General features: G+C 56.8%; 11 protein-coding genes and 1 riboswitch. Of the genes, 4 read left to right on the top strand and 7 right to left on the bottom strand.

Annotation, left to right across the window (positions count from 1 at the left end; all coding sequences use genetic code 11):
- Positions 1-68 precede the first annotated feature (68 nt).
- The 3 genes from araD to araB all read right to left on the bottom strand — a co-directional run bounded on the left by araD (position 69) and on the right by araB (position 4,073).
- Positions 69-764, bottom strand: a complete 696-nt coding sequence (gene araD, locus HX884_RS22550) for an L-ribulose-5-phosphate 4-epimerase (RefSeq protein ID WP_013095548.1) — start codon at positions 762-764, stop codon at positions 69-71.
- A gap of 86 nt (positions 765-850) precedes the next feature.
- Positions 851-2,353: an L-arabinose isomerase gene (gene araA / locus HX884_RS22545; RefSeq protein ID WP_020688483.1), complete on the bottom strand. Its 1,503-nt coding sequence runs from the start codon at positions 2,351-2,353 to the stop codon at positions 851-853.
- Positions 2,354-2,363: 10 nt separating this feature from the next.
- Positions 2,364-4,073, bottom strand: coding sequence for a ribulokinase (araB, locus tag HX884_RS22540; protein WP_178328821.1), 1,710 nt, complete (start codon positions 4,071-4,073; stop codon positions 2,364-2,366).
- A gap of 336 nt (positions 4,074-4,409) precedes the next feature.
- Here araB and araC point away from each other — a divergent pair, with 336 nt between their 5' ends.
- Positions 4,410-5,255 (top strand): arabinose operon transcriptional regulator AraC, encoded by an 846-nt coding sequence (araC, locus tag HX884_RS22535; RefSeq protein WP_013095551.1) that lies wholly within the window; start codon positions 4,410-4,412, stop codon positions 5,253-5,255.
- 128 nt (positions 5,256-5,383) lie between these two features.
- Complete coding sequence (locus tag HX884_RS22530) at positions 5,384-6,151, top strand: DedA family protein (RefSeq protein ID WP_013095552.1); 768 nt, start codon at positions 5,384-5,386, stop codon at positions 6,149-6,151.
- On the opposite strand, the gene thiQ is transcribed toward HX884_RS22530, so the two are convergent.
- The 4 genes from thiQ to sgrR form a co-directional block, all read right to left on the bottom strand.
- Entirely contained in the window at positions 6,141-6,842 is a 702-nt protein-coding gene (thiQ, locus tag HX884_RS22525; RefSeq protein ID WP_178328820.1) for a thiamine ABC transporter ATP-binding protein ThiQ, read from the bottom strand. The two genes, HX884_RS22530 and thiQ, sit on opposite strands and share 11 nt — an antisense overlap.
- Complete coding sequence (gene thiP, locus HX884_RS22520) at positions 6,826-8,436, bottom strand: thiamine/thiamine pyrophosphate ABC transporter permease ThiP (RefSeq protein ID WP_178328819.1); 1,611 nt, start codon at positions 8,434-8,436, stop codon at positions 6,826-6,828. Before thiP ends, thiQ begins: the two co-directional genes overlap by 17 nt.
- Positions 8,412-9,395, bottom strand: a complete 984-nt coding sequence (thiB, locus tag HX884_RS22515; RefSeq protein WP_013095555.1) for a thiamine ABC transporter substrate binding subunit — start codon at positions 9,393-9,395, stop codon at positions 8,412-8,414. Before thiB ends, thiP begins: the two co-directional genes overlap by 25 nt.
- A gap of 31 nt (positions 9,396-9,426) precedes the next feature.
- A riboswitch (TPP riboswitch) is annotated at positions 9,427-9,527 on the bottom strand.
- 36 nt (positions 9,528-9,563) lie between these two features.
- Positions 9,564-11,219: an HTH-type transcriptional regulator SgrR gene (gene sgrR / locus HX884_RS22510; protein WP_095427990.1), complete on the bottom strand. Its 1,656-nt coding sequence runs from the start codon at positions 11,217-11,219 to the stop codon at positions 9,564-9,566.
- A gap of 88 nt (positions 11,220-11,307) precedes the next feature.
- Between sgrR and sgrT the strand changes: the two genes are divergently transcribed.
- Both sgrT and HX884_RS22500 read left to right on the top strand, forming a co-directional pair.
- Complete coding sequence (gene sgrT, locus HX884_RS22505) at positions 11,308-11,460, top strand: glucose uptake inhibitor SgrT (RefSeq protein WP_013095557.1); 153 nt, start codon at positions 11,308-11,310, stop codon at positions 11,458-11,460.
- A gap of 120 nt (positions 11,461-11,580) precedes the next feature.
- Positions 11,581-12,759, top strand: a complete 1,179-nt coding sequence (locus HX884_RS22500; RefSeq protein WP_178328818.1) for a sugar efflux transporter — start codon at positions 11,581-11,583, stop codon at positions 12,757-12,759.
- Positions 12,760-12,963 lie beyond the last annotated feature (204 nt).

The raw sequence follows: 12,963 nt of genomic DNA, 5'->3' as shown, positions 1-12,963 counted from the left end.
TGGCGATTTAATACGCCATTATCATGCCTTCAGCCACCACAACAAGGGAAGACCCGTTTATATACAGTTTATTGCCCGTAATAGGCTTTTGCACCGTGCTTGCGCAGGTAGTGTTTGTCCAGCAGCGTCTGTTGCATATCCGGCAACTGTGGTGCCAGTTGACGACAGAAGATGCCCATATAGGCCACCTCTTCCAGCACAATCGCGTTATGCACTGCATCCTCCGCATTTTTGCCCCACGCAAACGGGCCGTGAGAATGCACCAGCACCCCAGGCATCTGTGCTGCGTCGATTCCCTGTTTTTCAAAGGTTTCGACAATCACATTGCCGGTTTCCCACTCGTACTCGCCGTTGATTTCCGCATCGGTCATCAGGCGGGTGCACGGGATGGTGCCGTAAAAGTAGTCTGCGTGCGTGGTACCGGTAGCCGGGATGGACTGGCCTGCCTGCGCCCAGATAGTCGCATGACGCGAGTGGGTATGCACAATGCCGCCGATGGTCGGAAATGCCTGATACAGCAGGCGATGGGTGGGGGTATCGGAGGAGGGTTTTTTCTTCCCTTCCACCACTTCACCGGTTGCAATGCTGACCACAACCATATCGTCAGCGGTCATCACCGTATAATCCACGCCGGAAGGCTTGATGACGAACACCCCTTTTTCGCGGTCAACGGCGCTGACGTTGCCCCAGGTCAGGGTCACCAGATTATGTTTAGGCAGCGCCAGGTTGGCTTCGAGTACCTGGCGTTTGAGATCTTCTAGCATTGTTGTCTCCCGCCGGATGGCGCTTCGCTTATCCGGCCTACACAATCGTAGGCCCGGTAAACGCAGTGCCACCGGGCACGTCGTACTTAACGTTTCGAACCGTAATAGACTTCATTCCAGCGCAGCGCGTCTTTAAACGCGGGCAGGCGGGTATCGTTATCGATCACGGTCAGTTCGATGTCGTGCAGTTCAGCGAACTGACGCATATCGTTGAGATCCAGCGCGTGACTGAAGACGGTATGGTGCGCGCCACCGGCGACGATCCAGGCTTCGGAGGCGGTTGGCAGATCGGGCTGCGCTTTCCACAGGGCGTTGGCGACCGGCAGTTTTGGCAGCGCGTGTGGCGTTTCAACCGCATCCACACAGTTCACCAGCAGGCGGAAACGATCGCCCAGGTCAATCAGGCTGGCGTTGATGGCCGGACCGGTACGGGTGTTGAAGATCAAACGTGCCGGATCCGCTTTACCGCCAATGCCGAGATGCTGCACGTCGAGGATCGGTTTCTCTTCGACGGCAATGGATGGGCACACTTCCAGCATGTGTGAACCGAGTACCAGGTCGTTGCCATTTTCGAAGTGGTAAGTGTAGTCCTCCATAAATGAGGTGCCGCCCTGCAGACCGGTTGACATCACTTTCATGATGCGAAGCAGAGCGGCAGTTTTCCAGTCGCCTTCGCCCGCGAAGCCGTAGCCCTGCTGCATCAGACGTTGTACTGCCAGACCCGGCAGTTGTTTCAGACCATGGAGATCTTCAAATGTCGTGGTAAAGGCGTGGAAGCCACCCTGTTCCAGGAAGCGTTTCATCCCCAGTTCAATGCGCGCCGCGTCCAGCACGTTCTGGCGTTTGTCACCCTTCACCTGCGCCGCTGCAGTGAGGCGGTAGCTGCTTTCGTATTCGTCGACCAGCGCGCTCACGTCGCCATCGCCGATCTCATTGACGACCTGCACCAGGTCACCCACGGCCCAGGTGTTCACGGAAAAACCGAACTTGATCTGCGCGGCAACTTTATCACCGTCGGTGACTGCCACTTCACGCATGTTGTCGCCAAATCGCACCACTTTCAGATGGCGGGTATCCTGTTTGGAAACGGCCTGACGCATCCAGGAGCCGATGCGTTTCTGCGCATGTTGATCCTGCCAGTGTCCGGTCACTACGGCGTGCTGCTGACGCATACGGGCGCCGATGAAGCCGAACTCACGGCCGCCGTGTGCGGTCTGGTTCAGGTTCATAAAGTCCATATCAATGCTGTCCCATGGCAGGGAGGCGTTGAACTGGGTATGGAATTGCAGCAGCGGTTTGTTGAGGATAGACAGACCGTTGATCCACATTTTGGCGGGTGAGAAGGTGTGCAGCCACACCACCAGACCCGCACATTTATCGTCGTAGTTTGCGTCACGGCAGATATGGGTGATCTCATCCGGCGTCGTGCCCAGCGGCTTCAGCACCAGTTTGCATGGCAGTTTGGCCTCAGCATTCAGCGCGTTCACGACGTGTTCCGCATGTTTCGTCACCTGTTGCAACGCTTGCGGTCCGTACAAATGCTGGCTGCCAATCACAAACCACACTTCATAATTATCAAAAATGGTCATCGTCGTGTCCTTAATGGGTCAGGGTTGCCGTCGTATCCGCGGTGTGTTTTGACGGGGCGGCGACAGGGAGATAGTGAAGTTCGGCGCTTTTTGCCCATTGCTGGTAGCGCTGATAAAGCTGTTCAAAGCGTTGCGCCTGTTGAGCACGCGGCTGAAGGGTATTTTCGACCGCGCTTGCCATATGCTGCTGTGCAGTCGGGATATCGGCGTGTACGCCCGCGGCAACGGCGGCGAAAATAGCCGCACCCAGCGCGCAGCATTGATCGGACGCGACAATCTGCAGCGGACGGTTCAGCACGTCGCAGCAGGCCTGCATGATCACCGGGTTTTTACGGGCGATACCGCCCAGCGCCATGACGTTATTGACGTCGATGCCCTGTTCGGTGAAGCACTCCATAATCGCGCGGGCACCAAAGGCGGTGGCTGCAATCAGGCCGCCAAACAGGGCCGGGGCATCGGTCGCCAGATTGAGATCGGTGATAACACCTTTAAGACGCTGGTTGGCAAATGGCGTACGGCGGCCGTTGAACCAGTCGAGCACCACCGGCAGGTGTTCAAGAGACGGATTTTTCGCCCATGCGGCGGTGAGCTGGGGCAGCAGCTGTTTCTTACTCTCGGCAATCTGGGTTTTCAGTTCCGGGTGCGCGGTCGCCAGCTGGTCCAGCGGCCAGCCCAGTACCCGACCAAACCAGGCGTAAATATCGCCAAACGCAGACTGCCCGGCTTCCAGACCGATAAAGTCCGGCACCACGCTGCCGTCGACCTGTCCGCAGATACCTTTCACTGCGCGGTCACCGACGCTGGCCTTATCCGCCGTCAGGATGTCGCAGGTGGAGGTGCCGATCACTTTCACCAGCGTATTGGGTTGGGCGCCAGCGCCCACCGCGCCCATATGGCAGTCAAACGCACCGCCGGAGATTGCCACGTTTTGCGGCAGGCCCAGGCGTGTTGCCCACTCTTCACAGAGCGTGCCCACCGGAATATCGGCGGTAAAGGTGTCGGTAAAGAGCGGGTACTTCAGGCTCTTGTTGATAATCGGATCGAGTTCATCGAAGAAGGCTGCCGGTGGCAGACCGCCCCAGCTTTCATGCCATAGGGATTTATGCCCGGCGCTGCAGCGGCCGCGGCGAATATCCTGCGGGCGGGTGGTACCTGAGAGCAGGGCAGGAACCCAGTCACACAGTTCAATCCACGATGCGGCTGCCTGTGCAACCGCTGCGTCAGCGCGGGTGACATGCAGGATCTTGGCCCAGAACCATTCACTGGAATAAATTCCGCCGATGTAGCGCGAATAGTCGGTTTTGCCCGGCTGGTGGCACAACCGGGTGATGGCTTCGGCCTCTTCGACGGCGGTATGGTCTTTCCACAGCACAAACATGGCGTTCGGGTTGTCGGCGAACTCAGGACGTAGCGCGAGCACCCGGCCTTCCGCATCCAGTGGCGCGGGGGTAGAACCGGTGCTGTCTACGCCGATCCCAACCACCTCTGCACGCTGGGCGTCAGTCAGCTCTGCCAGCACGGTTTTGATTGCCGCTTCCATCGACTCGATGTAGTCGCGTGGATGGTGACGGAACTGGTTGTTTGGCGCATCGCAGTAGCGCCCCTCTTGCCAGCGTGGGTACCACTCAACGCTGGTTGCTATCTCCTGGCCGGACGTACAGTCCACTGCCAGGGCGCGAACCGAGTCGCTGCCAAAATCGAGGCCAATCGCAATTGCCATGGTGTTGCTCCATCAGAAAACAGGTATGAGAGAACATTAGAGACTGGGGGCGAAAATCGTCAGGCAGGATCCGCTAATCTTATGGACTAAATTGCTGTTGAGATGGAAAGTGTGACGCCGTGCAAATATTCAATGTGGACATTTCTGCCGCACTTATAGACACTTTTGTTACTGCTTATCTGCCCACTCTGGCGGAGAAATCAGGGGGAAAGGCTGAAATATGGCGGACGTAAAAGAGACGTGATGCTTTTTGGATCTCGTCGCAGGCCATTTTTATACGGCTTTTAACGATATGGACAATTGGTTTCCTTCAGTACCGTTGGGAGAACTGAATCTATGGCCGAAACGCAAAACGATCCCTTACTGCCGGGTTATTCGTTTAACGCCCACCTGGTGGCGGGGCTGACCCCTATCGAGGCTGAGGGATATCTCGATTTTTACGTTGACCGTCCGCTTGGGATGAAAGGGTACATTCTGAACCTGACCGTACGTGGGGAAGGGATAATCAAAAACAACGATCAGCAGTTCGTCTGTCGTCCCGGCGATATGCTGCTGTTTCCACCTGGCGAGATCCACCATTACGGGCGTCATCCGGATGCCAAAGAGTGGTATCACCAGTGGGTCTACTTCCGCCCCCGCGCCTACTGGCAGGAGTGGCTTTCGTGGCCAGCCATTTTTGCACACACCGGTTTTTACCGCCCGGACGACGCTCATCTGGCCCAGTTCCGCGAGCTGTTTGCCCAGATCATAGAGGCAGGGCAGGCTGGTGGGCGCTACGCTGAGCTGCTGGCAATTAATTTGCTTGAACAGGTGTTACTGCGCCGGATGGAGGCGATTAACGCGTCGCTTAATCCGCCGCTGGATAACCGTGTGCGTGATGCCTGCCAGTACATCAGCGACCACCTGGCCGACAGCCAGTTTGATATCGCCAGCGTGGCCCAGCATGTCTGCCTGTCGCCGTCGCGTTTGTCGCATCTGTTCCGGCAGCAGTTGGGTGTCAGCGTGCTGAGCTGGCGCGAAGATCAGCGCATCAGCCAGGCGAAACTGCTGCTCAGCACCACCCGGATGCCCATTGCCACCGTCGGGCGCAATGTGGGCTTTGAAGATCAGCTCTATTTTTCCCGCGTATTTAAAAAATGCACTGGCGCCAGCCCCAGTGAATTCCGGGCGGGTTGTGAATAAACGGTAAAAAAAGATAAACAAGCAGGTGAACTGTGGAAGCAACCTGTAAACTATTCAGACAATTGTTGTCTTGACGCGGTGCAGGGCGCTAAGCAGAATCCCTGATTCGTTTTCTGACCGGAATAGTTATGCAGGCATTGCTGGAACATTTTATTACCCAGTCCGTTATGTATTCGCTTATCGCCGTTGCGCTGGTGGCGTTTCTGGAATCGCTGGCGCTGGTTGGACTGATCCTGCCTGGTACGGTGATGATGGCGGCGTTGGGCGCGTTGATTGGCAGCGGTGAGGTCAATTTCTGGCAGGCATGGCTGGCCGGTATGATCGGCTGCTTACTGGGCGACTGGATCTCCTTCTGGCTGGGCTGGCGTTTCAAGAAGCCGCTGCACCGCTGGTCTTTTATGAAGAAGAACAAAGCGCTGCTGGATAAAACCGAGCATGCGTTGCATCAGCACAGCATGTTTACGATCCTCGTCGGACGCTTTGTCGGGCCAACGCGTCCGCTGGTGCCGATGGTCGCCGGGATGCTGGATCTGCCCGTCGCAAAATTCGTTTTGCCGAACATTATCGGCTGCGTCTTCTGGCCGCCGTTCTACTTCCTGCCGGGGATCCTGGCGGGGGCGGCAATTGATATTCCTGACGATGTGCAGAGCGGTGGCTTTAAATGGTTATTGCTGGCAACAGCGCTGCTGTTATGGCTCGCTGCATGGTTGTGCTGGCGGCTATGGCGCAGCGCGAAAGCAAATGTCGATCGTCTGACGCGCTATCTGCCTCGTTCGCGCTTGCTGTGGCTGGCGCCGCTGACGCTGGGCGTTGCCGTCGTGGCGCTGATCGCGCTGATTCGCCATCCGCTGATGCCGGTGTACGGTGAGATCCTGTTGAAGGTGGTCAGCCGTTAAGGATCCCCAGCAGGTGCGACGCGCTTGCTTTACCACTCATCAACGCTTCGGTTTCACCATCCCACACGATCCGACCCTCCGCGATCACCACCGATCGCGGGGCGATGCGTGCGGCATCTTCAATACTGTGTGACACCATCAGCATCGTCAGTTGCTGACGCTGGCAGACCTCCTGTACCAGGGCGAGCATCTCCTGACGCAGCGCGGGATCGAGTGCAGAGAAGGGCTCATCCAGCAGCAGTATCGGCTGCTCGCGAACCAGACAGCGAGCCAGCGCCACGCGCTGACGTTGTCCGCCAGAGAGCTCTCCGGGGAGCCGGTCAATAAACGTGGTAATGCCCATCTGCCCGGCAATCTTTTCCAGCTTCTGGCGCTGCGCGTCGTTCAGTTTCAGCACCGGATCCATACCCAGCGCGATGTTTTGCCGCACCGTCAGATGGGTGAACAGGTTATTTTCCTGGAACAGCATCGAGACCGGACGCCTGGCGGGCGGGGTGTAGGTATGGTCGTTGTTTTCAATCATTATCGACCCGCTTGCCGGTTGCAGAAAACCGGCAATCAGATTGAGTAAGGTACTTTTCCCTGCCCCGCTTGGGCCAAGCACGGCAATCATCTCACCCGGGCGTACCGACAGGCTGAAACGCATAGGCAGGTGTTGGTAGAGCCAGGTGACATCAGTCAGTTTTAACATTGCGCCCCGGAAGTTTTTCGATAACGGTATATAAGGCGAAGCACAGCAACAGCAGCAACAGCGCCGTGACGGCCCCCTCCTGACTGCGGTAGGAGCCGATCTGCTGATACAACCAGTATGGCAGCGTGCGGAAATCTTCATTGCCAAAGAGCGCCACCACACCAAAGTCGCCAATGGAGAGCACACAAGCGAAGGCCAGCGCCTGAGCAAGCGGGCGTTTCAGCGCGCGCAGTTCAACCACCTTTAACCGGCGCCAGCCCTGTATACCAAGCGACTGACACAGCAAAGCGTAACGGCTGTTGACGTCGCGCATGGGGTTTTCCAGCACCTTTAGCGCATAGGGAATGGCCATCAGGGCGTTGGTAAAAATCACAATTCCGTCGGCGCTTTCCGGCAGACCAACCGTACTGTTGAACAATAAAAAGAAGCCGGTTGCCAGGACGATGCCCGGCATTGCGAGGATTAACATCCCCGTCAGCTCCAGCGCTTGTCCGGCTTTGCGCGCCTGGCGAGCATAAAGTTCGCGACTGCTCCACAGCAGCATCATGGTCAGCACGACACACAATAGCCCGGCAGCCAGTGCGATGCGCAAGGATGTCCAGGTCGCCTGCCAGAGGACGGGCTGTTGCAACACGGAGACGAGGTTAAGGTTAACGCCATCGACGATGACGGCCATCAGCGGTGGCAGAAGCAACAGCAGGGCCAGTACGATCAACATCACATCCGCGATTCGGCTGTGCAGGCTGTCCTGTGGATCGCGCCAGCCTGTAATCTGATGACTGCCCGGTGGAATGGCTTTGCTCAGACGCTGACTCAGCAGGACCAGCACAAGACAGCACAGCATCTGTACCAGAGCCAGAAGCGCAGCGCGGCCGGGGTCGTAGTCGTAACTCAGCGCCTGGTAAATCGCCAGTTCGATGGTGGTCGCCTGTGGTCCACCACCAAGAGAAAGCACGGTGGCGAAACTGGCAAAACAGAGCATGAAGATCAGGGCCGCAACCGGAGGGATTTGACGGCGCAGCCATGGCCATTCGACAAAGCGGAAGAATGACCAGCCGCGCATACCCAGCTGTGCTGCAAGCTGACGCTGCTCGCCGGGGATAGCCTCCAGCGCCTGTAAAAAAAGCCGGGTCGCCATGGGCATGTTGAAAAAGATGTGCGCCAGCAGAATACCTTTGAGTCCGTAAGGGGAGAAGGTCCACTCCAGACCAAGCAGGTTAAAGAGGGCGGCCAGCCAGCCCTGACGACCATACACGCTCAGGATCCCAAATACCGCCACCAGGACGGGCAGGAGCAGCGTCATGGCACACAGTCTCAACAGCGCCTCCCTGCCGGGGAAGCGTCTGCGGTAGAGCGCCCGCGCAAGAAAAATGGCCGGGATCACCGACAGCAGGGCAGAGAGAAACGCCTGCCAGAAAGAGAACCGGATGACGTGCCAGAGATAGCTGTCGTGCCAGAGAGAGAGCAGATCACTCTCCGGTGCGTTAAACCACAATGCCAGAAAAGCACCCAGACTGACCGCCACCATCACTACCGCGGCGAGCAGTCCGGGAAATAACCAGCCGGGAATTAGCGGCTGACGGCGCGTTGCCATTCACTTACCCATGCTGCTCGCTGCGCGGCGACCTGCTGCGGCGTAAACTCCAGCGAGGTTTGCGGTTTGGTCAGTTGCTCAAAGCCAGCAGGTAGCGTCACGTTGGTCACCGGATACATCCAGTTACCCGTTGGGATCGCATTCTGGAACGCCGGGGAGACCATGAATTTCAGGAACTTCTCGGCCAGTTCCGGCTGCTTGCTGGCGGCAGTGCGGGCAGCCACTTCCACCTGCAGATAATGACCTTCAGCGAAATCAGCGGCGGCGTAGTTGTCTTTCTTCTCGGCGATAATGTGATAAGCCGGGGAGGTGGTATAGCTCAGCACCAGGTCGCTCTCCCCTTTCAGGAACAGGCCATAGGCTTCGCTCCAGCCTTTGGTGACGGTCACGGTTTTGGCGGCCAGCTTCTGCCACGCCTCCGGCGTTTTATCACCGTATACCTTCTGCATCCACAGCAACAGGCCCAGACCCGGCGTGCTGGTGCGCGGATCTTCATAAATCACGCGCCATTTCTGGTCGCTTTCCACCAGCTCCTTCAGGCTTTTCGGCGGGTTCTTCAGCTTGTTTTTGTCATAAACAAACGCAAAATATCCGTAATCGAACGGCACAAAGGTGTCGTTTTTCCAGCCGCCCGGCACGTTAACCGCATCTGCCGCTACGCCGCTTTTGGCGAACAGTTTCGTTTGCGAGGCCGCATCCAGCAGGTTGTTATCCAGGCCGAGTACCACGTCGGCCTTGCTGTTTTTACCTTCCATACGCAGACGGTTAAGCAGCGAGACGCCATCTTCCAGCGCCACGAATTTCAGTTCGCAGTTGCAGTCGGCTTCAAAGGCTTTTTTGACGACCGGGCCTGGGCCCCAGTCGGCTGAAAAGGAGTCGTAGGTGTAGACCGTCAGGACGGGTTTTGCGAAAGCAGGTAGCGCAAACAGCGCCAGCAGGGGAAGCACTTTTTTTAACACTTTGCACCTCAAGGTTGAGTGGCAAAGGATTTTGAGCGACAGCCTCAAATCCCTTCGCCGGCGTTATCCGGATCAGGTTCGACGGGTATTATCTCAGCGCACATCAGTGATGCAGCACCCCGTTGAGAACGGCGATATTGTAATGATTTGGCGAATATTACGAAAGTGTTATGGCTCTGGTGGCGCAAACCAGGCGGATTTAAAATCAAACCAGCCCAACGTATTCATCCGTAACCCCCGCATACTGCGCTGGCCCTGGATCATCAGCCAGTGGTGGATCAGCGGCACGATTGCCTGTTCGGCCAGCAGCGCCTGACACCAGGTGGCCAGTTTCATCTCACCCGCGCGCCACTGCGCCGCATCCTGCTGCCAGTCCCGATCGATACAGTGCTGGATCAGCGGGACTTCATACAGGTGTGAGAAGAGCGAGAAATCGAGCGGCAGGGTGAAGTTGGCGCTGTTCAGCCAGATATCGCTGGTCAGTTCCCCCTGGTGCCATTCGTCATAGTCCACTTCCCTGATGTCCAGCCGGACGCCTTCTGCGGCCAGCAGTCTGGTCATGATCCTGGCGATAAAACGGTGTTCCACGTGCTCGCGGTAGTAGGTCAGGGTAACAGACTCCAGCCCTGCCGGTTTGTCACAGTGGGCAGGCCGGGCATGATGCCAGCGAGGAAGCAACCCGTACGCCGGGAACCAGTACGTCTGATACTGTTCTTCCGCATGGTAAATCAGATTGGAAGGAGATAAGACATGGCTGATCCATTTGCGTACCGCCTGATTGGCCCCGCGGTGGGTGCGGCTGTCAAACAGCAGGTAGTAGCAGCCCTCCTCAAGGCGGCTTTCCACCGCCTTTTCGCCCGTTGTGGGGCCTTCAAGCGTCAGCCCGGCGCTGAGCTCTTCATTGAGATCCGGTAATACCCAGACATTCACTTCGTCGATCAGCGCCCGGTAGCCAAAATAGTCATCAAACGCGCGAATTTTCAGCTGGTTATTGGTGTTACGCGACACGGCATAGGGCCCGGTGCCAATGGGCTGGCTGGCAAAATTGTGCAGCGATTCCCACTCTCCTGGCAAAATCATTGATGGGACATACCCCAGCAGCCAGGGAAGCCATTTATCCGGCTGAGACAGTTCAATATCCAGCGTCCAGGCGGTGGGGGAGTGAACGCGCGAAATATGCGAATAAAGCGGAAGCTTGCGGGCACGCTCCAGTGAGGCGATGACATCGCGCATTTCCAGCTCGCGGCCGTGGTGAAAGTGGATGCCTGGACGTAAGAAAAAGCGCCAGTGACGTGGGGAGAGTTGCTGCCAGTGGTGCGCAATATCAGCTTCCAGTTCCCCATTTTCCTCATTTATTCGCGTCAGGCCGCTGAATATTTGTCGCGCCATATGGGTTTCTGAGCGACGCAAGGCCGTGCCGGGGAGCAGATTCTTCATCGGGCGATAGTAGAGCACCCGCAGAATGTGGCGGCCCTGACGAAAACTCCGCCCAAGATGGGAGACCAGCATCTGACGTACTGCGGCTTTATCGCCTACCAGTTGCACCAGCTGATCGATTCGGTCCTGTTCCAGCAGGTCTTCCGCTCGCTGTTGCTGCAAGGCCAGCCCGGTATAGAGAAAGGTCAGACGTGAGCGTTTGCCGCGTCCCGCTTCGGCTTCCCAGTTTAACCAGCCCTGTTGCTGCATGGTGTTAAGCAGCGTGCGCATATGACGTCGGGAGCAGTTAAGGAGTTCAGCCAGTTCGTTAAGCGTGGTCTCCTGCGATTGCCCTTCGCAGCACTGCCAGAGGCGGATGAATTGTTGTTGCAGACGACCAGAAGGCATAAAAGAGGAACTCCTGACAAAAAATCAGCAATTTATTAATCCCTATATTAAGCCAATAATGATTCCCGATGAAGTGAGGAGGTACATTATGAAGAGGTCTACCGCACGTCAGTTTTATCAGCAGTACTTTTCAGCGACAAAAGGAACGTCCTGGCTGGCCCGTCAGTGTGCTGAGCAACGGCTGAAAATGTTAGAAGAACTGATGCAGTGGGACGTTACGAAACCGACCTCTTCTCGCTAACTCGCCTCGATCATGTGTGACTGAGTATTGGTGCTTATCACCCGCCAGCAAAATGTTTTTTGCTGGCTTTTTTCGTTTATTCTTTCACCCAATTCGATTCGCTTTCACAAGGACTTGCAGATGCTCTGGTTAATGACGATGGGGCGACGCCTGAACGGCGTGTATGCCGCTTATATGCTGGTGGCCTTTATGATGGGCGTGGCGGGGGCGCTGCAGGCACCGACGCTGAGTCTTTTTCTCAGCCGGGAGGTGGGGGCGCAGCCGTTTTGGGTCGGCCTGTTTTATACCGTGAACGCCATCGCCGGGATCCTGGTGAGCCTGGGGCTGGCGAAACGATCCGACAGCCAGGGCGATCGCCGCAAGTTGATCCTCTTTTGTTGCGCCATGGCCGTGGGTAACGCGTTGCTGTTTGCCTTTAATCGTCACTACCTGACGCTGATCACCTGCGGCGTGCTGTTGGCCTCACTGGCGAACACAGCCATGCCGCAGCTGTTCGCGCTTGCCCGGGAATATGCCGACAACTCGGCGCGGGAAGTGGTGATGTTTAGCTCGGTGATGCGTGCGCAGCTCTCTCTTGCATGGGTCATTGGTCCGCCGTTGGCCTTTATGCTGGCGTTGAATTACGGTTTTACCGCCATGTTTTCCATCGCTGCGGGGATTTTTGCCATTAGCCTGGCACTGATTGCCTTCGTGCTGCCGTCAGTGGCGCGTGTCGAACAGACAGCGGATAAACCCATTACTCAGGTGAGCGGCTGGCAGGATAAAAACGTCCGTATGCTGTTTATCGCCTCCACGCTGATGTGGACCTGCAACACCATGTATATCATCGATATGCCGCTGTGGATCAGCAGCGATCTGGGTCTGCCGGATAAGCTCGCGGGGATCTTAATGGGGACGGCCGCCGGGCTGGAAATTCCGGCGATGATTCTGGCGGGATACTACGTCAAACATCTCGGGAAACGCCGGATGATGCTGATAGCCGTAGCGGCCGGAGTGCTTTTCTACCTGGGGCTGATTTTCTTCCATTCACGAGAGGCGTTGCTGGCGCTGCAGCTGTTTAATGCTGTGTTTATTGGGATCGTGGCCGGGATAGGGATGCTCTGGTTCCAGGATTTAATGCCCGGGCGGGCGGGGTCGGCGACCACACTCTTTACCAACAGTATCTCCACGGGGGTAATTCTGGCGGGGGTGATTCAGGGGGCGTTGTCGCAAAGCTATGGACATGGGTCGGTGTACTGGATGATTGCACTAACGTCGATTGTCACGCTGATGCTGACCTGGCGCGTAAAAGACGTCTGATTCTGGAAGGCGCCTTCACGAAATGAAACCATTTTCTGACAGAGTTTAAGAAGACACATAGAGTGCGTGGCGGGTGCTTGAGGCTGTTTGCCTCAGGCTTTCGCAAGAGGCAAACAGTGGAGAGTCCCACATCAAAAAACTGATGGGTGTGTACTGCACCCATTTTGTTGGACGATGAAATGGAATAGTCCCTGATATGTCAAA

The sequence above is a fragment of the Enterobacter sp. SECR19-1250 genome (genome assembly GCF_013391025.1).
GTDB lineage: Bacteria > Pseudomonadota > Gammaproteobacteria > Enterobacterales > Enterobacteriaceae > Enterobacter > Enterobacter cloacae.
The sequence above is the reverse complement of the archived record's forward strand: the minus strand, read 5'-3'. Positions and strand labels throughout refer to the sequence as shown.

What these genes read in the sequence shown, in the direction of transcription:
- araD (WP_013095548.1), bottom strand. Translation starts at nt 764, where the DNA reads ATGCTAGAAGATCTCAAACGCCAGGTACTCGAAGCCAACCTGGCGCTG.
- araA (WP_020688483.1), bottom strand. Translation starts at nt 2,353, where the DNA reads ATGACCATTTTTGATAATTATGAAGTGTGGTTTGTGATTGGCAGCCAG.
- araB (WP_178328821.1), bottom strand. Translation starts at nt 4,073, where the DNA reads ATGGCAATTGCGATTGGCCTCGATTTTGGCAGCGACTCGGTTCGCGCC.
- araC (WP_013095551.1), top strand. Translation starts at nt 4,410, where the DNA reads ATGGCCGAAACGCAAAACGATCCCTTACTGCCGGGTTATTCGTTTAAC.
- HX884_RS22530 (WP_013095552.1), top strand. Translation starts at nt 5,384, where the DNA reads ATGCAGGCATTGCTGGAACATTTTATTACCCAGTCCGTTATGTATTCG.
- thiQ (WP_178328820.1), bottom strand. Translation starts at nt 6,842, where the DNA reads ATGTTAAAACTGACTGATGTCACCTGGCTCTACCAACACCTGCCTATG.
- thiP (WP_178328819.1), bottom strand. Translation starts at nt 8,436, where the DNA reads ATGGCAACGCGCCGTCAGCCGCTAATTCCCGGCTGGTTATTTCCCGGA.
- sgrR (WP_095427990.1), bottom strand. Translation starts at nt 11,219, where the DNA reads ATGCCTTCTGGTCGTCTGCAACAACAATTCATCCGCCTCTGGCAGTGC.
- sgrT (WP_013095557.1), top strand. Translation starts at nt 11,308, where the DNA reads ATGAAGAGGTCTACCGCACGTCAGTTTTATCAGCAGTACTTTTCAGCG.
- HX884_RS22500 (WP_178328818.1), top strand. Translation starts at nt 11,581, where the DNA reads ATGCTCTGGTTAATGACGATGGGGCGACGCCTGAACGGCGTGTATGCC.